The sequence below is a fragment of the Rhodococcus sp. 06-235-1A genome (assembly GCF_002258785.1).
Lineage (GTDB): Bacteria > Actinomycetota > Actinomycetes > Mycobacteriales > Mycobacteriaceae > Rhodococcoides.
Genome location: NZ_NOYI01000013.1, coordinates 523,515 through 545,929, shown reverse-complemented (window position 1 = coordinate 545,929; position 22,415 = coordinate 523,515). Strand labels below are relative to the sequence as shown.

The window sequence follows — 22,415 nt, the reverse complement described above, 5'->3', positions numbered from 1 at the left end:
CCCCGGTTCGATATCGAACCGGGGCCTTTCCGCTGCTGTCGAACGTGAGGCGCGTACGAAAACCACTGGGCCCGAGTCCTGATCGAGGACTCGGGCCCAGTGGCGTGTGGCGGTTACAGATCACTCACCGACGACGATGTATCCGTCCGTCGTCAGCGTGTTGTCCGGCCCGAAGACCAGGTTGCCGTAAGAACCTGTGGCGGGCTCTCCTGCGTCACTGAAGTTCAGCGCGCCGGTGATTCCGTCGTAGTCGATATCGGTTCCGGCCTTGACGAGCGGAAGGCACTCGGCGTAGCTGGTGCACTTGGTGCCGTCCTTGGTGATGCTGTTGATGTTGGCAGCGATGTCGGTGCCCGCCGTCGACTTGGCCTGCTCGGCAGCGAGTGCCGAGATGACGACTGCGTCGTAGGACTCACCGGCATAGTTGAAGTCGACCAGTGCCGGGTTCACGCCCTTGAGGCGGTCCTGGAACGCAGTACCCACGTCGGTCAACGGGGTGGTGCCGCGCATCGTGTTCAACAGGCCTGCTGCCACCGATTCGCCCAGGGCATTACCCATGTTGCCGTCGACGCCGTAGACCAATGTGCCGTCGGACGGCCCGATGCCGATCTCGTGCATACGGGTGATGATCTTCGCGGACTCCTCGAAGCCGATGATGGCCACGGCGTCGGGGTTGAAGTTCTTCACACCGTCGACCTCGGCGTTGAACGACTGCGCATTCGGATCGTAGATCGTGGTCTGGATCTGATCTGCCGCGATGCCGGCCTCTTCGAGGTTCTTCGCGGTGTTCGCGGCCAGGCCCGTGCCGTAGGGATCGTTGAGCGCGAGGATGGACACGCGCTGCGCGCCGTCCTCGGCGATCAGCTGCGACAGTGCCTGGGCCTGCAGCACGTCGGTGGGTGCAGTACGGAAGTACTGACCCTTGTCGGGGTAGCAGACGAACTGATCGGAGGTGTTGGCCGGCGAGAACTGCACGACGCCCGCACTGGCGATCTTGTCGATGACCTTGAGCGAGACCGAGGACGAGGCTGCGCCGACGATGACGTTCGCTCCGCCGGCGAGCAGGCGGTCGACCGTCGTGTTGGCGGTATCGGTCGTCGTATCGCCCGAGTCACCCGGGATGAGCGTGACGGGCTGATCGAGGACGCCACCGGCACCGTTCACGTCGTTGACGGCCAACTGGACACCGGCAACCTCGGGCGGGCCGAGGAAGGCCAGGGTTCCGGTCTCGGGGAGGAGGGTTCCCACTACCAGAGGCGACGTGTCGGGGGTTGCCCCGGCAGTGGCCTGTTCGGGCGTGCAGTCGGTGGAGACGGTCGTTTCCGCGGCTGCAGTGCCGCCGCTGGCACTGGTGGAGTCGGTCGAGCCCGAGTCGTCGCTCGACGAACAGCCGAACAGTGCGAGCGAGGTGACGCTCAGCACCGCAGCCGTGCGGACATAGGTCCGAATTGCCATCTAGGTTCTCCTTGAAATTGCTCGTCGTTGAAGCGCACCTGAGTTACATGTGGCTCACGTGTGGATCAGACGCTAACGCTCGGAGTCGATTCGCAAGGCCTAGAACGACGCTCGTGACCTGACTGTGACCTAGAGAGTCGAAGTTTTACGTGGCCGTAGCTTTCGCGGGCCGATCAGCCCTCTGCCGCAGGCTTGTTCGCAGGAGTACCGAGAGTCTCGATCACGACCTCGGCAACGGCCTTCATCGTCGTTCGACGGTCCATCGCGGCACGTTGAATCCACTTGAACGCCTGCGGTTCTGTGAGCGACTGCGAGGTCATCAGGATGCCTTTGGCCTTCTCGATCAACTTGCGCGTCTCGAGCCGATCCTGCAGATCGGCAATCTCGGATTCGAGGGCAGAAATTTCGCTGAAGCGACTGGCCGCCAACTCCACCGCAGGCATCAGATCGGCTTTGGTGAACGGCTTGACCAGATACGCCATGGCCCCGGCATCGCGAGCCTTCTCGACCAACTCGCGTTGACTGAACGCGGTGAGAATGACGACGGGAGCGATCCGCTTCTCGGCGATCTCCGACGCCGCATCGATGCCGTCCCGACGCGGCATCTTCACATCCATGATCACCAGATCGGGACGCAGTTCGACGGCCAACTCCACCGCCTGCTGACCGTCGGCCGCTTCACCGACCACGTCGTAGCCCTCCTCACGGAGCATTTCCACGAGGTCGAGCCGGATCAGGGATTCGTCCTCTGCCACCACCACGCGAAGCGCGGGCTTGCCAGTACCGTGCGCACCAGGAGCGTTCATCTGTATCGGTCTCCTTTGACAGTCATCGCCCATCAGGGCCGTCGAGCATCTGAAGGGTACCGGTGCGCGCCCCCGAAAGCGCATCTTCTAAACTCGTCAATCGTTGCTTGAAAGACGCCAGCCCTCGTATCCCAATTGGCAGAGGAAACGGATTCAAAACCCGTCCAGTGTGAGTTCGAGTCTCACCGAGGGCACCACATGACCTTCCGTCGGGTCGGACGACGGTAAAGCCATTCCACAATCGCGCCTACAGTGGAGTGATGTACATACCCAGCAGTCTTCGTTGCCATGACACCAGCGCGGGCAAATTGTGCGCGCAGAAGGTCGACCATCGCTTCGGAGATTCGGCGGACCAGTCCGCTCAGTGGGTCTACTACACCTGCAGCGCGGACTCCGCTCACGAGACCGGTTACGTCGACCGCCTGGTCACTGCCTGAATCATGTTCGTAGAGCGCGCCCACGTTCACGCCGACGATGTCGGGTCGGATTGGCCCTTCACCGTGCCCGCAGTCGCCGACCTCGCTCGCGACGGACTCGAGTTTCTGGCACCGGTCACAATTCTGGTCGGCGACAACGGTTCCGGTAAGTCGACTCTCGTCGAGGCGATCGCCGAGGGTTTCGGTATCGACGCTCGCGGCGGGCGGGCGGCGCAGCAGTCGCGTCGACTCGACGAGGTGACCAGCGCCCTCGGGGAGGTACTCGAACTCGAGACCACACCGCGCGGTTCTCGCATGCTTCGTGGCCCACGCCTGCAGAAGCGCGGCTTCTTTCTCCGCGCCGAGACCGCGTTCGACATGGCCGAAAACCTCGGCGGCATGCCGGGTTTCTGGGACGAGAACACAGCGGAGATGAGCCATGGCGAAGGGTTCCTGACCATGTTCGGTGCGATGTTGGCCGAACCCGGCTTCTACGTTCTGGACGAGCCGGAATCTGCCCTGTCGTTCACCGCGTGCCTGCAGTTGGTTGCGCTGATGTCCGAGCTGGGCGACGAGGGCGCACAGATCGTCTGCGCCACCCACTCACCTATTCTTGCGTCGACCCCCGGTGCGGACATCGTGGAGGTGGGCGAACACGGCCTACGCCGAAGCACCTGGGACGAACTCGAACTGGTGCAACACTGGCGTCGCTATCTCGACGACCCGAACAGCTACCTCCGTCACCTGCTCGACTGACCGGCCGACATCGACAACACCTCTCGCCGACGCACGCTTCCCGGTGACACCCCCGTTGCACGCTTGAACGCCTTGCCGAAGGCGGCCTCGGAGAGATATCCACTGCGCCGGGCCAATTCGGCCAGTACCACATCCTCGGAACGCAACGTCTCGTGTGCGACCTGCATTCGCCACGTCGCCAAATAGCTCATCACGGAGTCGCCGACCAGCTCGGTGAAGCGCGCCGAGAACCCTGAGCGGGACATGTTCACACTCGCCGCCAGAGTCGCAACGGTCCACCGCTCGTGAGGGTGTCCATGGATCAGCGCCAACGCCGCTCCGACCCGGTCGTCCTGCAATGCTCCGAGCCAACCCGACTGTGCGCCCGGCGTGTTCGCGATCCACGACCGCAACGCGTGAATCACCAGAATGTCGGACAGCCGGGTGATCACCGCTTCTCCCCCGGGCTCGAGCACCCGCGCTTCGTCCGCGACCATCGCCAGAATGTTCTGCATCCTCGATTGTCTCGGACCCGGCTCTGCGTCGACCACCACCAGTGCGGGCAGCAAGCGAACGAGCTGTTGCGCTGCAGGATGATCCAGTCGCACCGCGCCGCAGACGAGAGTGGCGGCCCGGCCGGTGCCATCCCCGTGCTGGGAGATCAGCGCATAACGGTCACTGATGTACTCGTGCGGGACGTCGTGAACACTCGTCGCTCGTGCCGATGCTTCGACATCGGCGGCGAGGACATGACCTCGCCCGTGCGGGACCAGAGCGAAATCGCCTGGCACCAACTCACGCGTCGGCTCACCGGGAACCGACAACACGCACCGGCCGTCGACGACGGTGTGGAACCACAACGCGTCGTCCATAGCGGGTAGCTCGAGACCCCAGGAGCCGCTCATCTCGGATCGTACGTAGAACGATCCGGTCATCCGCACGAAATGCAGAGCCTCACCGAGAGGGTCGGGCGACGTCCAAGGGTCGGGTCCATGCATGGATCGATTGTCGCACCGATTGGACGATCGGACATCGAATCCGGCTTCGTGAGCATTGTCCATCCAGCGATTCGATATCAGAGTGGACGGCAGGACAATCGCGACCGACAGGAGCCGTCATGATCGATCGAATCGCCTCAGTTGCCACCGTCGTTTCCGCAGTCGGATGCGGCCTCGTGGCGGGAATCATGCTCGCGTTCTCCGTCAGCGTGCTCCCTGGCCTTGCATCGCTGCCGGTACCCGACGCCGTCGCCGCGATGCAGAAGTTCAACGCTGCAATACTGAACCCGCTGTTCCTCGCCCTGTTCGTCGGAACGGCTGCAACATGCGCTCTTGCAACGGTTCTGACCTACTTGACCGGTCGCGGCTCGGCCGCACTCGTTCTCGCCGGGGCAGTTCTCTACGTGGTCGGATGCTTCGCGATCACCATGGTCCTCAACGTTCCACTCAACGACGCATTGGCCGGCGTCGACCCGGGCAGTGCCGCAGGCGCGCAGGCGTGGCAGAACTTCACCGACAAGTGGACCGTGTGGAACAACGTCAGAACCGTCGCTGCGACTGCCGCCTGCGCCGTCCTGATCGTGGGTCAGGGCAGATCGGCACTGGGCTGATCGGACACCGAATCCTGGTGCCGCTTGCGGATTTCTTCCTCGAACCGCGCTATGAGGTGGTCGGTGTCGGCGGACGAGACATCCCGCGCGCCTTCGTCCATCGCGGCGTCACGCCCCCGACGCAGTGCGGCGAGTTCGGCTTCGAGTTCGTTGTTGTCGAGTACGCGTGGATCCAACATGACCTCCATTGTGGTCCCCCGTCCGGTGCCCCCGCGGGGATTTGCTGTAATCGCGCAATGAACGTGGTGCACAGTTTCGACCCGATCGTCGGACCGGGCGCAACCACCCTGATCCTGGGGTCCATGCCCGGCGTCGCGTCGCTGGCCGCGCAGCAGTACTACGCCCATCCACGAAATGCGTTCTGGCCGATCATGGGAACGTTGTTCGGTGCAGGGCCCGAACTTCTCTACGACGAACGCGTCGAGAGTCTACGCAACCACGGAGTAGCGGTGTGGGACGTGCTGAGGCTGTGCACGCGCGAGGGAAGCCTGGACTCGGCGATCGTCGAATCCTCCATCGAGACAAACGATTTCGAGGATTTCTTCGCCGAGAACCCCGGCGTCGGCAGGGTGTTCTTCAACGGAGCCAAAGCAGCCGAGAGCTACCGGCGGTACGTCGCGAAAGGACTGCAACTCCCCCACGTCGAATTCACCCGATTGCCGTCGACCAGCCCTGCGCACGCCTCGCTCGATCTCGCAACGAAGACGCAGGAGTGGTCGAGTGCCCTCAGGCCCGGTCCCGCTTCGGGAAGTGCCGGATGAGGCCTTCCTGTACGACGGTGGCCAGCAACTGACCGTCCATCGAGAAGAATCGACCGGTCGCCAATCCCCGTGATCCGGCCGCGACCGGCGATTCGGTGGCGTAGAGCGCCCATTCGTCGAAGCGGAACGGGCGGTGGAACCAGATGGAATGGTTGACCGTCGCCGCGACGATCCGGTCGAGCCCCCAGGACAGACCGTGGGTGGTGATGATCGAATCCAGCACCGTGGTGTCCGACGCGTATCCCATGGTCGCGGCGTGAAAGATCGAGGCGTCGGGCAGATCGCCGTCGGCCTTCATCCACACGCGGTTGTGATTGAGCTTCTCACCGGTGCCGTGCATGATCCACGCCGGATCGTTGGCGTAGCGCATGTCGATCGGCTTGAGGGCGTCGACGAACATCTGCAGACGATCCTCGTACCCGACGAAGTGGTCGCCGAGAGGCGGCAATGCGTCGGGGTACGGAACCTCGGGAACCTCGACGCTGTGTTCGAGGCCCTTTCCGAAATCCTGGAAGGCCGCGAGCATGACGAACAGCTCGTTGCCGTCCTGTACGGCGGTGACCTGGCGGTTGGCGAATGCTCGGCCGTCGCGCTGACGGGAGACCCGGTATTCGATGGGCTTCTTCACGTCACCACCACGGATGAAATGTGCGTTGATTGCATGCACGTCACGCGACGTACCGGACACCGTGCGCCCTGCCGCGATAAGGGCCTGAGCGACCAGTTGCCCCCCGAACGTCCGGCTCCCCACCTGCTCGGGGTGAACGCCGACGAACACATCCTCCTCGATCTCCTCGAGTGCGAGGAGATCGAGGAGCGTCTCGAGATCGGTCTTGCGTACAGCTGTACTGCTCGGCGCGCTTTCGCTGACGCCGGTTCCCCCCGCTTCGACCACTTACCGGTCCTCTTCTCCGATTCGGTGCACATGGATCAAGTTGGTCGAGCCTACTGTGCCGGGAGGGGCACCGGCCACGATCACGACCTGATCGCCCTTGTTGTACCGACCGAGTTCGAGCAGCGCCTTGTCGACCTCTTTGACCATCGCGTCCGTCGAGCCCACATCGGGGACCAGGAACGTTTCGGTTCCCCAGCTCAGCGACAGCTGGCTACGGACCTCGGAGATGGAGGTGAAGGCGAGCAACGGCAGCTTCGTGTGCAGACGCGCCAGGCGTCGGACGGTGTCACCCGACTGCGTGAAGGCGACGAGAGCCTTCGCGTCCAGACGCTCGCCGATGTCGCGAGCAGCGTACGAGATGACGCCACGCTTGGTGCGCGGCACGTGGGTCAGCGGAGGAACGCTGTCGCCTTCGGTCTCGACCGTCTCGACGATGCGCGCCATAGTCCGCACGGTTTCCATCACGTATTTGCCGACCGAGGTCTCGCCGGACAGCATGACCGCGTCGGTCCCGTCGAGCACTGCGTTGGCGACGTCGGACGCCTCGGCGCGTGTCGGCCGGGAGTTCTCGATCATCGATTCGAGCATCTGGGTCGCGACGATGACGGGCTTGGCGTTGGCGCGGGCGATCTGGATGGCGCGCTTCTGCACCAGCGGAACCTGCTCGAGGGGCAACTCGACGCCGAGGTCACCGCGGGCAACCATGATGGCGTCGAACGCGAGCACGATAGCTTCGAGGTTATCGACAGCCTCGGGCTTCTCGAGCTTGGCGATGACGGGAACTCGGCGGCCGACGCGATCCATCACGGCATGCACGAGTTCGACGTCTGCGGGAGAGCGCACGAACGACAGCGCGATGAAGTCGACACCGAGGGCGAGCGCGAATTCGAGGTCGGCAATGTCCTTCTCGCTCATGGCAGGAACGGATACGTCCATGCCCGGCAAGGAGACACCTTTGTTGTTGCTGACCGGACCGCCTTCGGTGACACGGCACAACACGTCGTTGCCTTCGACGCCGGTGACCACGAGGCCGACCTTGCCATCGTCGACGAGCAGGCGGTCGCCTTCCTTGGCGTCCTGAGCCAACTCCTTGTAGGTGGTCGACACCCGGTCGTGAGTGCCCTCGCACTCTTCGACGGTGATGCGGATCAGCTCGCCGGCCGCCCAGGTGGTCGAGCCCTCGGCGAATCGGCCGAGTCGAATCTTCGGTCCCTGCAGGTCGGCCAGGATGCCCACGGCTTTGCCGGTGGCGTCCGATGCTGCGCGGACCCTCTCGTAGTTGGCCTGGTGATCGGGGTGATCACCATGGCTGAAGTTCAGTCGTGCGACATCCATTCCACTCTCGACGAGTTCGCGGATGCGCTCTGTGGTTGCGGTTGCGGGTCCAAGGGTGCAGACAATCTTCGTACGTCGGCTCACGAAAGCGAGCCTAGCCGCTGAGAGCCCCGTTCTCTATCGCAGACGTGCCCAGCCGAATACTACCGATCGGTAGTCTCACTACCCTGCTGCTGGGACGGTCTGTACCGGTTCAGAGACGGGGGTCACACGACCGCCAAAGGCAGTGCAGTCGGGTGCACCGGCGACGGCAATTCCGAGTGTCCGGTGAGAAAAGCGTCGACTCCGTGAGCCGCCGATCGGCCCTCCGCGATAGCCCACACGACCAACGACGCACCGCGGTGCGCGTCTCCGCAGACGAACACCCCCGGCGCCGTGGTCTGCCAGTCGGGACCACACGAGAGGGCACCACGCTTGGTCAGCGCAAGGCCGTACTCGTCGAGCAGCGGACCGTGCTCGACGCCCTCGAACCCGATGGCGAACAGCGCCAGATCGCACGGCAGCTCCACTTCCTCGCCGATGGGAGTGACGATGCGTCGACCGTCCGCGTCGCGCTGCACCTCCACCTCGGCGAGCACCATCGCACGGACATGTCCACGCTCGTCACCGAGGAATCGCTGCACGGCCACCTGATGACGCACGGCACCACCCTCGGCGTGTGCAGGCGAGGTGCGCAGTACCAACGGCCACGACGGCCACGGCGAGAGACTGTCGTCGCGGGCTCCGGGCAGAGCGGGGTTGTAGTCGAGTTGAGTCACCGATGCAGCACCCTGGCGGTGAGCCGTACCCAAGCAGTCGGCTCCGGTGTCGCCGCCGCCGATGATCACCACATGCTTGTCGGCGGCGGAGATGGATGTGGGACCGTCGCCCTCGCACTCCTTGTTCGACGGCACCAGGTGTTCCATCGCCAGATGGATGCCGTCGAGTTCACGACCGATCACCTCGGTGTTGTCTCGGGCCCGTAGAGCCCCGACGGCGAGGACCACCGCGTCGAAGGATTCGCGTAACTGCTCGACCGTGAAGTCGATACCCACCTCGCAATCGGTGACGAAATGCGTTCCCTCGGCGCGCATCTGCATCAGGCGCTGATCGAGTACCGACTTCTCCAACTTGAATTCGGGGATGCCGTACCGCAGTAATCCACCGAGGCGATCGTCGCGCTCGTACACGGTGACGTCGTGCCCTGCGCGCGTGAGCTGTTGCGCCGCAGCCAACCCCGCGGGACCGGACCCGACGACGGCAACCCGCTTACCGGTGGTGATCGTCGGCGGCTGTGGCACGACGCTGCCTTCTTCCCAGGCCAGATCCGCAATCGTCTGCTCGACCCGCTTGATGGTCACGCTGCCACCGGTGGCCGCCTCCGATATCGACAGCACACAGGCCGATTCGCACGGTGCCGGGCACACCCGACCGGTGAACTCCGGGAAGTTGTTGGTCGCGTGCAGTCGGTCGCTGGCGGCGTCCCAGCGGCCGCGGCGCACCAGATCGTTCCACTCCGGAATCAGGTTGCCCAGGGGGCAACCCGCAGTTCCGGAGTGGCAGAACGGAATTCCGCAATCCATGCAGCGTCGTGCCTGATCGGAGACCTCGGCGGCCCGTTCGCTCGTGGGCTGGTGCGAGTACACCTCGTTCCAGTCCTTGACGCGCTCGCCGATCGGACGCTTGGCGGCCTCACGCTTGACGACTTTCAGAAATCCCTGTGGATCAGCCACGTGCAGCCTCCATGATCGCAGCATCGACGTCGCGCCCTTCGGCACGCGCCATTCGAGTCGCCTCCAGCACCCGCTGGTAGTCGACGGGCATGACTTTGGTGAACAGCGCAGACCGGCGAGGCCAGTCGGCCAGCAGCGAGGTGGCCACGGTGGACCCGGTCCAGCGCTGATGATTCTCGACGGTCTCGCGCAGCCACACCAGATCGTCCGGGTCGGGCACCTGCAGTTCGACCATCGCCATGTTCACGTCCGCCGGATCGAGACCGAGGACGAACGCGATGCCGCCCGACATACCCGCCGCCATGTTGCGACCGGTGGGCCCGAGCACCACGACACGACCGCCGGTCATGTACTCGAATGCGTGGTCGCCCACACCCTCGTTCACCGCGATCGCTCCCGAGTTACGGACCGCGAACCGCTCCCCAGCCTTGCCGCGCAGGTACACCTCGCCCGAGGTGGCACCGTAGAGAATCGTGTTGCCTGCGATCACGTTGTCCTCGGCGACGAACGGCGCATCCTCGGCAGGGCGCACGACGATCCGGCCGCCCGACAATCCTTTGCCGACATAGTCGTTCGCGTCACCGACCAGGTCGATGGTGATACCCGGCGGCAGGAAGGCACCGAGCGATTGACCCGCCGATCCGGTGAACGCGATGCGAATGGTGTCGTCCGGCAATCCGCCCGCGCCGTAGCGCCGGGTGACCTCGGAGCCCAGAAGTGTTCCGACAGTGCGATTGACGTTGCGGACCGGCAGCTCCAGCGTCACCGGATGGGCGTCCTCTAGCGCTCCCTCGGCCAACTGGATCAGCGTCCGATCCAACGCGAGATCGAGACCGTGATCCTGCGCGCGGAGGCGTCGACGCTGCGTCATCGGGGCACCGTGGCGGTCGACGGGCATCGCGAATATCGGCGCGAGATCGAGGCCTTTGCTCTTCCAGTGCGCCACTCCGGCCGCCGTCTCGAGCACGTCCGCGTGACCGACCGCCTCGTCGATACTCCGGAAACCGAGCTGCGCGAGGTACTTTCGCACATCCTCGGCGATGAACTTGAAGAAGTCCTCCAGGAACTCGGGCTTACCGGTGAACCGCTTGCGCAGCTCCGGGTTCTGCGTCGCGACACCAACCGGGCAGGTGTCGAGGTGACAGACGCGCATCATGATGCATCCGGCCACGATCAGCGGGGCCGTCGAGAAGCCGAACTCCTCCGCGCCCAGCAGGGCCGCGACGATCACGTCTCGTCCGGTACGCATGCCGCCGTCGCACTGCACGGTGATGCGGTCACGCAGGCCGTTGAGTACCAGCGTCTGCTGCGCGTCGGCCAGGCCGATCTCCCACGGAGCGCCTGCGTGCTTGAGCGAGGTCAGCGGTGCGGCGCCGGTTCCGCCGTCGTATCCGGAGATGAGGACGACATCGGCGTGCGCCTTGCTCACGCCCGTTGCCACCGTACCGACGCCGACGGAACTGACGAGCTTGACGTGCACGCGCGCCTTCTCGTTGGCGTTCTTGAGATCGTGAATCAGCTGCGCGAGATCCTCGATCGAGTAGATGTCGTGGTGCGGGGGCGGCGAGATGAGGCCGACACCCGGAGTCGAATGTCGGGTCTTCGCCACCCACGGATACACCTTGTAGCCGGGCAGCTGACCGCCCTCGCCCGGCTTGGCACCCTGCGCCATCTTGATCTGAATGTCGGTGGCGTTCACCAGGTAGTCGCTGGTGACACCGAACCGACCGCTGGCGACCTGCTTGACGGCACTGCGCCGCGTCGGGTCGTAGAGCCGGTCGACGTCCTCGCCGCCCTCACCGGAGTTGGACCGTCCACCGAGATTGTTCATCGCGACGGCCATCGTCTCGTGCGCCTCGGCAGAGATGGATCCGTAGCTCATCGCTCCGGTGTTGAACCGCGTGACGATCGACTCGACCGATTCCACCTCGTCGAGCGGAACCGGCGGCCGCACACCGTCCTTGAACTCGAACAGACCGCGCAGTGCGCCCCCTTCGCGAGCCAGCCGGTCCACCTCGTCTGTGTATTTCTGGAACACGTCGTACCGGCCGGTGCGAGTCGCGTGCTGCAACAGGAACACCGTTTCGGGAGTGAACAGGTGCAGCTCGCCCTCGCGCCGGAACTGGTACTCGCCGCCGATCTCCAACCGCCGATGGACTCGGTCGGTCGGATTCTCCGGGTACGCCCGACGGTGGCGGAGCTTGACCTCCTCGGCGAGCACGTCGAGACCGACGCCGCCGAGCTTGCTGACCGTGCCCTTGAAGTACTCGCGCACCACCTCGCGGTCGAGACCGACGGCCTCGAAAACCTGTGCGCCGGTGTAGGACCCGACGGTGGAGATGCCCATCTTCGACATCACCTTGAGTACGCCCTTGCCGAGACCGTACAAGTAGTTCCGCACCGCGATCGTCGGTTCCACTCCGGTCAGTTCGCCCTCGCCGACCAGATCCTCGATCGATTCCATCGCCAGATACGGGTTGACAGCGGCAGCACCGAAACCGATCAGCAGCGCCAGGTGGTGCACCTCGCGTGCGTCGCCGGACTCGACGACGAGCGCGACCTTGGTGCGCTCCTTGGTACGAACCAGGTGGTGGTGCACAGCGGACGTGGCCAGCAGCGACGGGATCGGGGCCCGAGTGTGGTCGGAATCGCGATCGGAAATGATCAGGGTCGTGTACCCCGAAGCGATCGCTTCCGATGCCCGGGCACGCAACTCCTCGATTGCCTCGGCAAGGCCCTCGCCACCCCGCTCGACCTCGTACAGCCCACGCAACACCGTGGCCGACAGTCCTGGATGGTCGCCGTCGTCGTTGATGTGAATGATCTTGTTCAGCTCGTCGTTGTCGAGCACCGGCCACGGCAACACTATCTGCCTGCACGACGCGGCAGTGGGCTCGAGCAGGTTCTGCTCCGGACCCATCACTCGCGCGAGCGAGGTCACGATCTCCTCGCGGATCGAATCCAGCGGCGGGTTGGTGACCTGCGCGAACAGTTCGATGAAGTAGTCGTAGAGCTGACGCGACCGCTGCGACATCACTGCTGCCGGGGTATCGGTACCCATCGAACCGAGCGGCTCGCCCCCGGATGCGGCCATCGGCGTCAAGACCACGCGTAGGTCTTCCTCGGTATAGCCGAACGCGACCTGTCGACGCACCACCGAGTCGTGGTTGTACTGGATGTGCGCACGCTCGGGCAGACTCTTGATCTCGAGCAAGCCTGCATGCAGCCACTCCTGGTACGGATGTTCGGTTGCCAGTTGGAGTTTGATCTCCTCGTCCGGCACCAGCCGTCCGGCGACCGTGTCGATCAGGAACATCTTTCCGGGCTCGAGACGACCCTTGGCGACGACCTCGGACTGCGGCACATCGAGCACGCCTGCCTCGCTGGCGAGAATCACTCGGCCGTCGGCCGTCTGCCACCAGCGGCCGGGGCGAAGACCGTTGCGGTCCAGTACGGCTCCGACGTAACTGCCGTCGGTGAACGTCACGCACGCCGGACCGTCCCATGCCTCCATCATCGACGAATGGAACTGATAGAACGCCCGCACCCGCGGATCCATCGTGCGATGGTTCTCCCAGGGCTCGGGCACCATCATCATCACCACATGGGGCACACTGCGGCCGCCCAGGTGCAGCAGTTCGAGCACCTCGTCCAAGGACACCGAGTCCGAGGCGTCGGGATTGCAGATCGGGAACAACCGCTCGAGGTCACCGGGGATCAGGTCGCTGGAGAGCAGCGCTTCCCGAGCCCGCATTCTGTTTCGGTTGCCCTTGACGGTGTTGATCTCACCGTTGTGGGCCACGTAGCGATGCGGGTGCGCCAGCGGCCACGACGGAAACGTGTTGGTCGAGAAGCGGCTGTGCACGATGGCAATAGCGCTCTTGCACAGCGGGTTCCGCAACTCCGGAAAATACAGCGGCAGCTGCATCGTGGTGAGCATGCCCTTGTAGACGATGGTGCGCGAGGACAGCGACGGGAAGAACAGCCCCGATCCCTCGGCCTCGATCTCGGGGGTGACCCGCTCGGAACGCTTGCGCAGTCCGTACACGAGACGGTCGAGCGCGAGACCGGCCGGACGCGTGCCGTCGACCTCGGGGGCGGTGACGTAGAGGTAGCTCATGTAGGGCATGCACCCGAGGGCGGTGAGGCCGACATCGGCGCGATCGGGATCGACCTCGACCGGAACCCAACCCAGGACGTCCAGACCTTCCTCTGCCGCAACGGCTTCGACGCGCTCGACGGCGATCGCGCGCTCACGGATGCCCTGCGGCAGAAAACACACTCCGGCTGCGAACGTGTTCTCGCCATCGGCACCGGCCACGGGCAGATCGAACGGCGCGAGGGCGTCGAGGAGTTCGACGGGCAGCTGAATCAGAATGCCCGCACCGTCACCGCTGTTGGGTTCGGCCCCCGCAGCACCGCGATGTTCCAGATTTTCCAGTGCCAGAACACCGTCGGCCACGATGGCGTGGGAGCGGCGGCCCGCGATGTCGGCGATCATCGCCACCCCGCAGGAATCCTTCTCCAAGCTCGGGTCGTACAGGCCTTGCTCCGCAGGCATCCGAGAAAACAGCACCACGATCACCTCCACGTAGGCCGGTGGGTGCCGCGAAGGCGGTGCAGCGTCTTCGACCCCGCACCGAGAGTCTCGGCAACCCCGCCGGCTGGTCGGCTCGAGTCGACCGGAATGGTCGGATGAGCCGAGTTGAACTGCCTATCGGGAAATTCACCGGGACAGCCCTGGCCCGCGAAAGAATCCGAGATTGCTCCCGGATGGCGAAATCGTAGCAGCTGGCATTCGCATCGATGCAATCGCGAATACCGTGGCCACCGTCGTTGCGGTTGTCAGTCGCGCAGTGGTCGTCCGTGCTCGTCGCGCACGCTGCCGGTGAGCATCATGATCCCGTCGATCAGCGGCCAGATGCCACCGATACCGCAGGTGAGCCACGTGACGGCAATCTGAGCAACAGCAATGCCCGGCTGGTTGAGATAGAAGCGGCCGGCTCCGAACGCACCCAACAGGATGCCGAGCAGACCTGCCGTCAGCTTCTGCTTGTCCGAGAACGGCTCACCGGTGACCGGGTGCCGACCGTACGGAGCCATTGGGTCCATGTACCCGGGCCCGCCCGCGTACTGGGGACCACCGTATTGAGGAGCGCCGTACTGCCCGCCCGCGTACGGCGGCGGCGGCGCACCGTACTGGCCGGAACCGTCGGATGGTGGTGGGTAGCCGGTGCCGGGCGGAGGTCCGAACTGCCCCTGATCGTCGGCGTCGGGACTGCCGTAGTTCGGGGTCCCGTAGTTCGGAGTGGTGTAGTTGGGGTCGGCTGCGCCGTACACCGGACCCGCTCCGGCGGGAGAACCCTTCTCGAACGAGATGGTCGGCTCCGACGAAGGCGATCCGTCGCCCGAGGATCCGTCCGAGGACGATGTACCTGAGTCACTCACGTCGAGCTCCCTTACGTCCGATGCAGTACCAGCAAGGGCATCAGTCTCTCAGTTTTCGCCCCTGAGCGTCCGTCACATTGCCCACCAGTATCAGGATGCCGTCGACGACGTGCCACACGAAAAGGCCGAACAGCAGGATCAGTCCGAGACCGAACACTGCGATGAGCAGGAGTCCGAAGAAGAACAGCAGCAGCTGCGCAACGCCGATCCCGGTACTCCCGAGGTAGAACCGACCGATTCCCAACCAACCGAGAAAGAGCTGCAGCAAGCCGCCGACGATCTTGGATTTGTCCGACAGCGGCTCGCCGCTCATGGGATCGCGACCGTAGGGTGCGTCGGGGCCCGCGCCGAACGCGTACCCACCCGGGTAGCCCGAAGGTGCACCGTATCCCTGCTGGCCGTACCCCTGCTGGCCGTATCCCTGCGGTTGTCCGTAACCCTGCTGCGGGTAAGCCTGCTGCGGGTAGCCCTGCTGCCCGAAATTCTGCGGCTGACCGTATCCCTGCTGTGGGTAACCCTGCTGCGGGTAACCCCGTTCGGTGTACTCCTGCTGTGGGTAACCCGAGGGTGGCGGGAATCCGCCGACCGGATTGTCCGAGCTGCCGTCCGGGCTCGGAGCCGGGTAGCTCGGGGTACTCGACCAACCAGGACCGTTTCCGATGCCCGAGTACGTATCCCACCCTGGCCCGGTCGGACCGGTGGGACCGTGCGAGGGCCCGGAGTCGGAGGTGGCGGGCGGCTCCGACAGGGACGCTTCGGCGGTGGCGTCGTAGTCGAACGGTGTGCCGAACGACTCGGTCGGCTTCGTCGCGCTGTCACTCGAATCGGCAGTGCCGGAACCCGATTCGGGATCGGATCGAGGGGTCTTGTCGAAATCAACCACGCGTACTGCCTTCTTCCTCGGCTTTCTTGTCGGACACCCGAACGGGCTGCGAGTCGGCGGCACCTGCGTCCGTGGTGGTGTCGTCGACCGGCGTCGGGCTCGAGCCTTCCGCATCTGCAGGCGCGCTCACGCGATCCTCGTCGTCGTTCGATTTCAGCGTCTCCGGATCTTCGCGGCCCTTGGTGGCGATCACGAAGTACGCCACGGCCAGGACGAAAATGATCGCGGACGTGAAGGTGTTGACTCGGATCCCGGCGATCTTCGTGGCGAAATCGTCGCGCATGAGTTCGACCCAGAACCGTCCGGCGCAGTAGCCCGCGACGTACAGCGCGAACAGACGCCCGTGACCGATCGTGTACTTACGATCGACGAGCACAAGCAGCGCGACGATTGCCACGCTCCACAGCAGCTCGTACAGGAACGTCGGATGCACGACTCTCTCCACGAACCCGGTCGAGACGCCGTTCAGAGGGTCGAGCCGTCCGTCGGCGTCGATCCGCTCGTAGATCTCCAGACCCCACGGCTGCGTGGTGGCGCGGCCGTACAGTTCCTGATTGAAATAGTTGCCGATGCGGCCGATCGCCTGGGCCAGCAGAATCGGTGGGCCGACGGCGTCACCGAATGCGGGCAGCGGAATTCCGCGCCTGCGGCAGGCGATCCAGGCACCGACACCGCCCAGGAACACCGCTCCCCAGATTCCCAGACCGCCGTTCCAGACGTACAGCGCTTCGATCGGGTTTCCACCGGGCCCGAAGTACGTCTTCCAGTCCGTTGCCACGTGGTACAGACGTCCGCCCAGCAGACCGAACGGGACGGCCCACACGGCGACGTCGAGTACGGTGCCCTTCGTTCCGCCACGGGCAACCCAGCGGCGATCGCCCCACACGACGGCTACGACGATGCCGATGATGATGAACAGGGCGTAGGCCCGCAGAGCCAGCGGTCCGACGTGCCACACCCCCTGCGCAGGACTGGGTATGTAGGCCAGGATCGCGGTCGAAGTCACGACGCTACGTTAGCGGAACGGACACCCTCGGCGAGTTCCGTCGTCAGGTCACGCACTGCGTCGAGTCCCTTGTCGACGGCACTGACCAATGCCGAACCGACGATCACTGCATCGGCGTAGCGGGCAATCTCGGCAGCCTGAGCACCGGAGCGAACGCCGAGGCCGACGCCGATCGGGATGTCGGAGTGCTGCCGGATACGCGCCGACAGCGCAGGGGCCATCGAAGACACGGCGTCACGTGCACCGGTCACACCCATCGTCGAGGCGGCGTAGACGAAACCGCTGCTGGCTTCGACGGTGCTGACGAGACGCTCCTCGGTGGACGACGGGGCGACGAGGAAGATGCGGTCGAGTCCGTATCTGTCGGAGACCTCGATCCATTCCTGCGCCTCGTCCGGAATCAGATCCGGGGTGATGATTCCGAGGCCACCCGCACCGGCCAGATCCCGAGCGAAGTTCTCGATGCCGTACTTGAGCACCAGGTTCCAGTAGGTCATCACGACGGCTTTTCCGCCCGCGGCGGAGACCTGCTCGGTGACGTTGAACACGTCCTTGACCCGGGCCCCGGCCCGCAGTGCCACGTCTGCGGCGGCCTGAATCGTGGGGCCGTCCATCACCGGGTCGGAATACGGGATTCCGACCTCGACGATGTCGCAGCCGGCGTCGACCATCGTCTTGAACACCTCGACCGAGCGCGGCACGGTCGGAAAGCCCGCCGGGAGGTAGCCGACGAGTGCAGCGCGCCCTTCGGCACGGCACTGCGCGAAGGTTCCCGACAGGCGAGAGTCGTTGTTGCTCATGGCTTGATACCTGCTTCGTCGTCCACGTTCGCTTCGCCGTCTCCGTCGATCAGACCGAACCACTCGGCGGCGGTGTCGACGTCCTTGTCTCCGCGGCCGGAGAGGTTGACCAGGATGATCGCGTCCTTGCCCAACTCCTTGCCGAGGGTGAGCGCGCCGGCGATGGCGTGCGAGGACTCGATGGCCGGGATGATGCCTTCGGTGCGGCACAGCAGCTTGAAGGCGTTCATTGCTTCGGTATCGGTGATGCCGCGGTACTCGGCCCGCCCGATGTCGTGCAGGTAGGAGTGCTCGGGACCGACGCCCGGGTAGTCCAATCCCGCTGAGATGGAATGAGATTCGACGGTCTGACCGTCCTCGTCCTGCAGTAGGTAGGAGTATGCGCCGTGCAGCGCTCCCGGCGTTCCACCGCTGATCGTCGCAGCGTGGCGGCCGGTCTCGACGCCGTCGCCTGCCGCCTCGAAGCCGATGAGTCGAACATCGGCGTCGTCGATGAAGGCGTGGAAGATTCCGATTGCATTGGACCCGCCGCCGACGCAGGCCGCGATGGCGTCGGGCAATCTGCCCGTCGATGCGAGCACCTGCTGGCGTGCTTCGAGACCGATGATGCGCTGGAAGTCACGGACCATGACCGGAAACGGGTGCGGCCCGGCGACCGTGCCGAAGCAGTAGTACGTGTTGTCCGCGTTGGTGACCCAGTCGCGTAGCGCCTCGTTGATGGCGTCCTTGAGGGTGCGCGATCCGGACTTCACGGCCACGACACTGGATCCGAGCAGACGCATCCGCGCGACGTTGAGGGCCTGCCGTTCGGTGTCGACCTCGCCCATGTACACGACACACTCGAGCCCGAGGAGCGCGCACGCCGTGGCGGTGGCCACTCCGTGCTGGCCCGCGCCGGTCTCGGCGATGATCCGTGTCTTGCCCATCCGCTTGGCCAGGAGCACCTGTCCGAGCACGTTGTTGATCTTGTGAGAACCGGTGTGGTTGAGGTCTTCTCGCTTGAGGAGAATCCGAGCGCCGCCTGCGTGCTCGGACAACCGCGTCGCCTCGAAGACCGGCGAGGGGCGACCGGTGTAATCGCGCTGCAGTCGGTCGAGTTCACCGAGGAACTCGTTGTCGCTGCGCACCTTCTCGTACTCGGCGGTGACTTCCTCGATCACGCCCATCAGTGCCTCGGGCACGAATCTGCCGCCGTAGACACCGAAATGGCCGCCCACATCGGGCTCGTGCGCGCTGCGATCGGTGAGGCCGATGCTGCTCTGCGGCAGATCAGCGCCCTTGAAACGGACTGCCTGCGGGGCGTCCGTGATGGAAGAAGAATTGCTGGTGCTCACCGGTCCAGTGTGCCCCAACGGCGGACCGCCGCCGCGTTCGGGTCGGGTGCCGGGTCAGCGGTGCAGGGTCAGCGTGCGGGCTTGGGGCACGACGGATGCGTGCCCGCCGTCACCAGGTCCGAGACGGCCGTACGCGGATCTCCCGCGGTGACCAAGCCCTCGCCGACGAGTACCGCGTCGGCGCCTGCACCGGCGTAGGCGAGCAGATCCGCAGTGCCACGCACCCCGGACTCCGCGATACGAATGACCTCGCTGGGCAACCCGGGAGCGATACGGCCGAAGCTGTCACGATCGATCTCGAGCGTCTTCAGATTGCGGGCGTTGATGCCGATCACGCTGGCACCGGCCTCGAGGGCGCGATCCGCCTCGGCTTCGGTGTGGACTTCCACCAGAGCGGTCATCCCGAGCGACTCGGTGCGATCGAGCAGAGACGTCAGCGCGTCCTGCTCGAGTGCGGCGACGATCAGCAGTATGACGTCGGCTCCGTGGGCCCGAGCCTCGTGGATCTGGTAGGGGCCGACGATGAAATCCTTGCGCAACACGGGAATCGAGACGGCGGCACGTACCGCGTCGAGGTCTGCGAGAGATCCGTGAAAGCGACGCTCCTCGGTGAGGACGCTGATGATGCGCGCCCCGCCCTGCTCGTAGGCGCGAGCGAGAACCGCAGGATCACCGATGTCGGCCAATGCGCCCTTGGACGGGCTGGCACGCTTGACCTCGGCGATGACGCCGATGCCGTCCTCGCGCAGCGCCGCAGCCGCGTCGAGAGGTGCCGGGGCTGCCTTCGCTGCTGCTTTGACGGCGGCGAAATCGACCACCGATTCACGCGCGGCCACGTCGGCCCGTACACCGTCGAGAATCGAGTCGAGAACAGTCATGGTGCCCCCAGTCCTTTCTGAGCGTCGACTTCCGATGTGAGGAATCTCATCGGGGTCGGACCTAGCGTAGAGGGCGGTTTCATCACGACGAACGCGGGGTACCGGACTCGTCGGTAGGGTCTTCGCCTGCATCGAGCGCGTCCCACATCATGCGTTCGGTGAGGTCCTCACCCTCGTCCTGCGCACCGTTTCCGGCCGAAGTACTGCGAGCGCGTCGAGCGACCTCTTCGCGTCGCACCGCCGGGGCGTCGTACTTGGACGAGAGTACCTGCGAGGCAGATGATTTCCGAATCGACACCACGGCGGCCGACAAGGCGCACAGTGCGCCGATCAGGGTCACGATCGCGGGCAGGACAGAGACGTCCGTCATCGAGACCTGGGCCCTGGCGGGAAGTTCGGCCAGCGCCGCGGACTCCGAGTCGGACGCCCCTGCGGTGAGCAATCGGACGGCAGGAACAGCGGCCGCCACGGCAACCACCGCGATCAGCATGGCCAGCACCCGAGAGGCCCACCCGCGCACCGCGAACGATGCCGCCACCGCCGCCAACAACACCAGCGCCAGCGGTGTGGTGGCAGCGGCCCAGGTGCTTCCCAGAAGGTCGTCGGTTCGATTCTCACCGAGCCCGTCGGAGGACGTCACCCGAACCCACGTCATTCTCGACGCGCCCCACAGGCACGCCGCAGCCACGATCAGCAGCGCGACGGGCACAGCGGCCGATCCACGGCGACCGGATCCCTCGGTCATCGGCCACCGACCTCACGGAGCGATTCCGCCGCCGCAACGGCTCCCAGTACGGCCATCGCCTTGTTTCGCGCCTCGTCGTCCTCGTATTCCGCGACCGAGTCGGCCACGACGCCCGCGCCGGCCTGAACGTATGCGGTGCCGTCCTTGATCAGGGCGGTACGAATGGAGATGGCGGTGTCGGCGTCGCCCGCGAAATCGAGGTAGCCGACGATGCCGCCGTAGATACCGCGTCGGGTCGGCTCCAGCTCGTCGATGAGTTCCATGGCGCGCACCTTGGGCGCTCCCGACAGGGTGCCCGCTGGGAAACAGGCCTTGACCGCGTCGAGTGCGCGCTTGCCCTCCGCGAGCCGTCCGGTCACCGTCGACACCAGATGCATGACGTGGCTGTATCGCTCGATGTGGCGGTAGTCGCTCACCCGGACCGTACCGGGAGCGCACACGCGCCCGAGATCGTTGCGCCCGAGATCCACGAGCATCAGGTGCTCCGCGTTCTCCTTCTCGTCGGCCAGCAGATCCTTCTCGAGCAGTACGTCCTCCTCCTCGGACGTTCCGCGCCAGCGGGTTCCCGCGATCGGATGCGTCGTGGCGAGGCCGTCGACCACTGTCACCAACGCCTCGGGGCTGGATCCGACGATGGAGAAAGCCGTCTCGTCGTTCTCCCCCGGAACATGCATCAGGTACATGTACGGGCTGGGGTTGGAGGCCCGCAGCATCCGGTACACGTCCAGTGGCGACGCCTCGGTGTCCATCTCGAACCGTTGCGAGAGCACCACCTGGAACGCCTCACCGGCTTCGATCTCCTCCACCAGACGAGCGACGTCGGCACCGAAGCCCTCGGACGTGCGCTGCCGGCGGAACTGCGGGGCGGGCCTGGCCACGGTGGAGACGGTGGAGGCGGCGGGCTTCGACAGGTCCGCACACATGCGATCGAGACGACGCACTGCGTCGTCGTATGCCTCGTCGACATGCTCGTCGGTGCCGTTCCAGTTGACCGCGTTCGCGATCAGGGTGATCGCGCCTTCGTGATGGTCGACGGCTGCCAGATCGGTCGCGAGCAGCATGACCAGCTCGGGGACACCGAGATCGTCCTGCGCATGCTCGGGCAGCTTCTCGATGCGCCGCACCGAGTCGTAGCCGAGGTAGCCGACCATGCCGCCGGTCAACGGCGGCAGACCGGGCAACCGCTCCGAGTGCAACAGCTCCAGCGTCCGGGCCAGTACCTCCAGCGGATCGCCGCCGCTCGGCACCCCTGCAGGGACGTTGCCGCGCCACGCCGCCTCTCCGTCGATCACCGTCAGCGACGCCGGAGCGCCGGCACCGACGAACGACCACCTGGACCACGAGCTGCCGTTCTGCGCGGACTCGAGCAGGAATGTGCCGGGCCGGTCCGCGCCGAGCTTCCGGTACGCCGACAGCGGAGTCTCCGAGTCTGCGAGAACCTTTCTCGTCACCGGCACCACGCGGTGCTCGGCTGCGAGATGCCGGAACACCTCGCGGGTGGTCGTCGAGTCCGAATTCTCGGTACCGGAGGTGGGACTGGGGTCGGTGGTCGTCTCGCCGTGCATGCCACCATCCTCCCAGGTTCGGCACGAGGGTC

The 22,415-nt window shown here is 65.2% G+C and carries 19 protein-coding genes, 1 tRNA gene and 1 pseudogene; 5 read left to right on the top strand and 16 right to left on the bottom strand.

The annotated features are described in order from the left end of the window. Positions 1–120 precede the first annotated feature (120 nt). Complete coding sequence (locus tag CH275_RS15655; protein WP_094679198.1) at positions 121–1,455, bottom strand: ABC transporter substrate-binding protein; 1,335 nt, start codon at positions 1,453–1,455, stop codon at positions 121–123. A gap of 173 nt (positions 1,456–1,628) precedes the next feature. Then, positions 1,629–2,261 carry an ANTAR domain-containing response regulator gene (locus CH275_RS15650; RefSeq protein ID WP_094679197.1) on the bottom strand — a complete coding sequence of 211 codons (633 nt, stop codon included), beginning with the start codon at positions 2,259–2,261 and terminating at the stop codon, positions 1,629–1,631. 120 nt (positions 2,262–2,381) lie between these two features. On the opposite strand from CH275_RS15650, the gene CH275_RS15645 reads away from it, so the two are divergent. The 3 genes from CH275_RS15645 (at position 2,382) to CH275_RS15635 (ending at position 3,433) form a co-directional block, all read left to right on the top strand. Then, a tRNA-Leu gene (locus tag CH275_RS15645) sits at positions 2,382–2,458 on the top strand. A gap of 63 nt (positions 2,459–2,521) precedes the next feature. Then, a complete protein-coding gene (locus CH275_RS29505) occupies positions 2,522–2,698 on the top strand; it encodes a hypothetical protein (RefSeq protein ID WP_165430221.1) in 177 nt (58 codons plus the stop codon). A gap of 3 nt (positions 2,699–2,701) precedes the next feature. After that, a complete protein-coding gene (locus CH275_RS15635; protein WP_094679195.1) occupies positions 2,702–3,433 on the top strand; it encodes an AAA family ATPase in 732 nt (243 codons plus the stop codon). On the opposite strand, the gene CH275_RS15630 is transcribed toward CH275_RS15635, so the two are convergent. Next, positions 3,418–4,410 carry an AraC family transcriptional regulator gene (locus tag CH275_RS15630; protein WP_094679314.1) on the bottom strand — a complete coding sequence of 331 codons (993 nt, stop codon included), beginning with the start codon at positions 4,408–4,410 and terminating at the stop codon, positions 3,418–3,420. The genes CH275_RS15635 and CH275_RS15630 overlap by 16 nt on opposite strands. 119 nt (positions 4,411–4,529) lie before the next feature. On the opposite strand from CH275_RS15630, the gene CH275_RS15625 reads away from it, so the two are divergent. Then, positions 4,530–5,021 (top strand): anthrone oxygenase family protein, encoded by a 492-nt coding sequence (locus tag CH275_RS15625; protein ID WP_094679194.1) that lies wholly within the window; start codon positions 4,530–4,532, stop codon positions 5,019–5,021. On the opposite strand, the gene CH275_RS15620 is transcribed toward CH275_RS15625, so the two are convergent. Continuing rightward, positions 4,997–5,200, bottom strand: a complete 204-nt coding sequence (locus CH275_RS15620; protein WP_143546781.1) for a hypothetical protein — start codon at positions 5,198–5,200, stop codon at positions 4,997–4,999. The two genes, CH275_RS15625 and CH275_RS15620, sit on opposite strands and share 25 nt — an antisense overlap. Positions 5,201–5,257: 57 nt before the next feature. On the opposite strand from CH275_RS15620, the gene CH275_RS15615 reads away from it, so the two are divergent. Then, positions 5,258–5,782 carry a DNA-deoxyinosine glycosylase gene (locus CH275_RS15615; RefSeq protein WP_094679192.1) on the top strand — a complete coding sequence of 175 codons (525 nt, stop codon included), beginning with the start codon at positions 5,258–5,260 and terminating at the stop codon, positions 5,780–5,782. Here CH275_RS15615 and CH275_RS15610 read toward each other — a convergent pair. From CH275_RS15610 to CH275_RS15555, 12 genes and pseudogenes are all read right to left on the bottom strand, one after another. Next, a complete protein-coding gene (locus CH275_RS15610) occupies positions 5,748–6,572 on the bottom strand; it encodes an acyl-CoA thioesterase (RefSeq protein WP_256991055.1) in 825 nt (274 codons plus the stop codon). The two genes, CH275_RS15615 and CH275_RS15610, sit on opposite strands and share 35 nt — an antisense overlap. Positions 6,573–6,677: 105 nt before the next feature. Next, positions 6,678–8,096, bottom strand: a complete 1,419-nt coding sequence (pyk, locus tag CH275_RS15605) for a pyruvate kinase (RefSeq protein ID WP_082073683.1) — start codon at positions 8,094–8,096, stop codon at positions 6,678–6,680. 122 nt (positions 8,097–8,218) lie between these two features. After that, positions 8,219–9,724, bottom strand: coding sequence for a glutamate synthase subunit beta (locus CH275_RS15600; RefSeq protein WP_094679190.1), 1,506 nt, complete (start codon positions 9,722–9,724; stop codon positions 8,219–8,221). Continuing rightward, on the bottom strand, positions 9,717–14,300 hold the full coding sequence (gene gltB / locus CH275_RS15595) for a glutamate synthase large subunit (protein ID WP_094679313.1): 4,584 nt from the start codon (positions 14,298–14,300) through the stop codon (positions 9,717–9,719). The genes CH275_RS15600 and gltB overlap by 8 nt, the downstream gene beginning before the upstream one ends. Positions 14,301–14,569: 269 nt before the next feature. Then, a pseudogene (locus tag CH275_RS30400) lies at positions 14,570–15,070 on the bottom strand (TM2 domain-containing protein); the annotation flags it as partial. Positions 15,071–15,212: 142 nt separating this feature from the next. Beyond that, entirely contained in the window at positions 15,213–16,055 is an 843-nt protein-coding gene (locus tag CH275_RS15585) for a TM2 domain-containing protein (protein WP_094679189.1), read from the bottom strand. After that, positions 16,048–17,061: a prolipoprotein diacylglyceryl transferase gene (lgt, locus tag CH275_RS15580; protein WP_094679188.1), complete on the bottom strand. Its 1,014-nt coding sequence runs from the start codon at positions 17,059–17,061 to the stop codon at positions 16,048–16,050. The genes CH275_RS15585 and lgt overlap by 8 nt, the downstream gene beginning before the upstream one ends. Then, positions 17,058–17,861, bottom strand: a complete 804-nt coding sequence (trpA, locus tag CH275_RS15575) for a tryptophan synthase subunit alpha (protein ID WP_094679187.1) — start codon at positions 17,859–17,861, stop codon at positions 17,058–17,060. The genes lgt and trpA overlap by 4 nt, the downstream gene beginning before the upstream one ends. Continuing rightward, on the bottom strand, positions 17,858–19,129 hold the full coding sequence (gene trpB / locus CH275_RS15570) for a tryptophan synthase subunit beta (protein WP_045199662.1): 1,272 nt from the start codon (positions 19,127–19,129) through the stop codon (positions 17,858–17,860). The genes trpA and trpB overlap by 4 nt, the downstream gene beginning before the upstream one ends. Positions 19,130–19,263: 134 nt before the next feature. Further along, complete coding sequence (gene trpC / locus CH275_RS15565) at positions 19,264–20,073, bottom strand: indole-3-glycerol phosphate synthase TrpC (RefSeq protein WP_094679186.1); 810 nt, start codon at positions 20,071–20,073, stop codon at positions 19,264–19,266. A gap of 82 nt (positions 20,074–20,155) precedes the next feature. After that, positions 20,156–20,818: a TIGR02234 family membrane protein gene (locus tag CH275_RS15560; protein ID WP_094679185.1), complete on the bottom strand. Its 663-nt coding sequence runs from the start codon at positions 20,816–20,818 to the stop codon at positions 20,156–20,158. Next, positions 20,815–22,383, bottom strand: coding sequence for an anthranilate synthase component I (locus CH275_RS15555; RefSeq protein WP_094679184.1), 1,569 nt, complete (start codon positions 22,381–22,383; stop codon positions 20,815–20,817). The genes CH275_RS15560 and CH275_RS15555 overlap by 4 nt, the downstream gene beginning before the upstream one ends. Between the last annotated feature and the right edge of the window lie 32 nt (positions 22,384–22,415).

Coding starts and splice junctions, on each gene's coding strand:
- CH275_RS15650 (WP_094679197.1), bottom strand. CDS start 2,261: ATGAACGCTCCTGGTGCGCACGGTACTGGCAAGCCCGCGCTTCGCGTG.
- CH275_RS15615 (WP_094679192.1), top strand. CDS start 5,258: ATGAACGTGGTGCACAGTTTCGACCCGATCGTCGGACCGGGCGCAACC.
- CH275_RS15620 (WP_143546781.1), bottom strand. CDS start 5,200: ATGTTGGATCCACGCGTACTCGACAACAACGAACTCGAAGCCGAACTC.
- CH275_RS15635 (WP_094679195.1), top strand. CDS start 2,702: ATGTTCGTAGAGCGCGCCCACGTTCACGCCGACGATGTCGGGTCGGAT.
- CH275_RS15625 (WP_094679194.1), top strand. CDS start 4,530: ATGATCGATCGAATCGCCTCAGTTGCCACCGTCGTTTCCGCAGTCGGA.
- trpA (WP_094679187.1), bottom strand. CDS start 17,861: ATGAGCAACAACGACTCTCGCCTGTCGGGAACCTTCGCGCAGTGCCGT.
- CH275_RS15630 (WP_094679314.1), bottom strand. CDS start 4,410: ATGCATGGACCCGACCCTTGGACGTCGCCCGACCCTCTCGGTGAGGCT.
- CH275_RS29505 (WP_165430221.1), top strand. CDS start 2,522: ATGTACATACCCAGCAGTCTTCGTTGCCATGACACCAGCGCGGGCAAA.
- CH275_RS15555 (WP_094679184.1), bottom strand. CDS start 22,383: ATGCACGGCGAGACGACCACCGACCCCAGTCCCACCTCCGGTACCGAG.
- trpC (WP_094679186.1), bottom strand. CDS start 20,073: ATGACTGTTCTCGACTCGATTCTCGACGGTGTACGGGCCGACGTGGCC.
- CH275_RS15560 (WP_094679185.1), bottom strand. CDS start 20,818: ATGACCGAGGGATCCGGTCGCCGTGGATCGGCCGCTGTGCCCGTCGCG.
- CH275_RS15655 (WP_094679198.1), bottom strand. CDS start 1,455: ATGGCAATTCGGACCTATGTCCGCACGGCTGCGGTGCTGAGCGTCACC.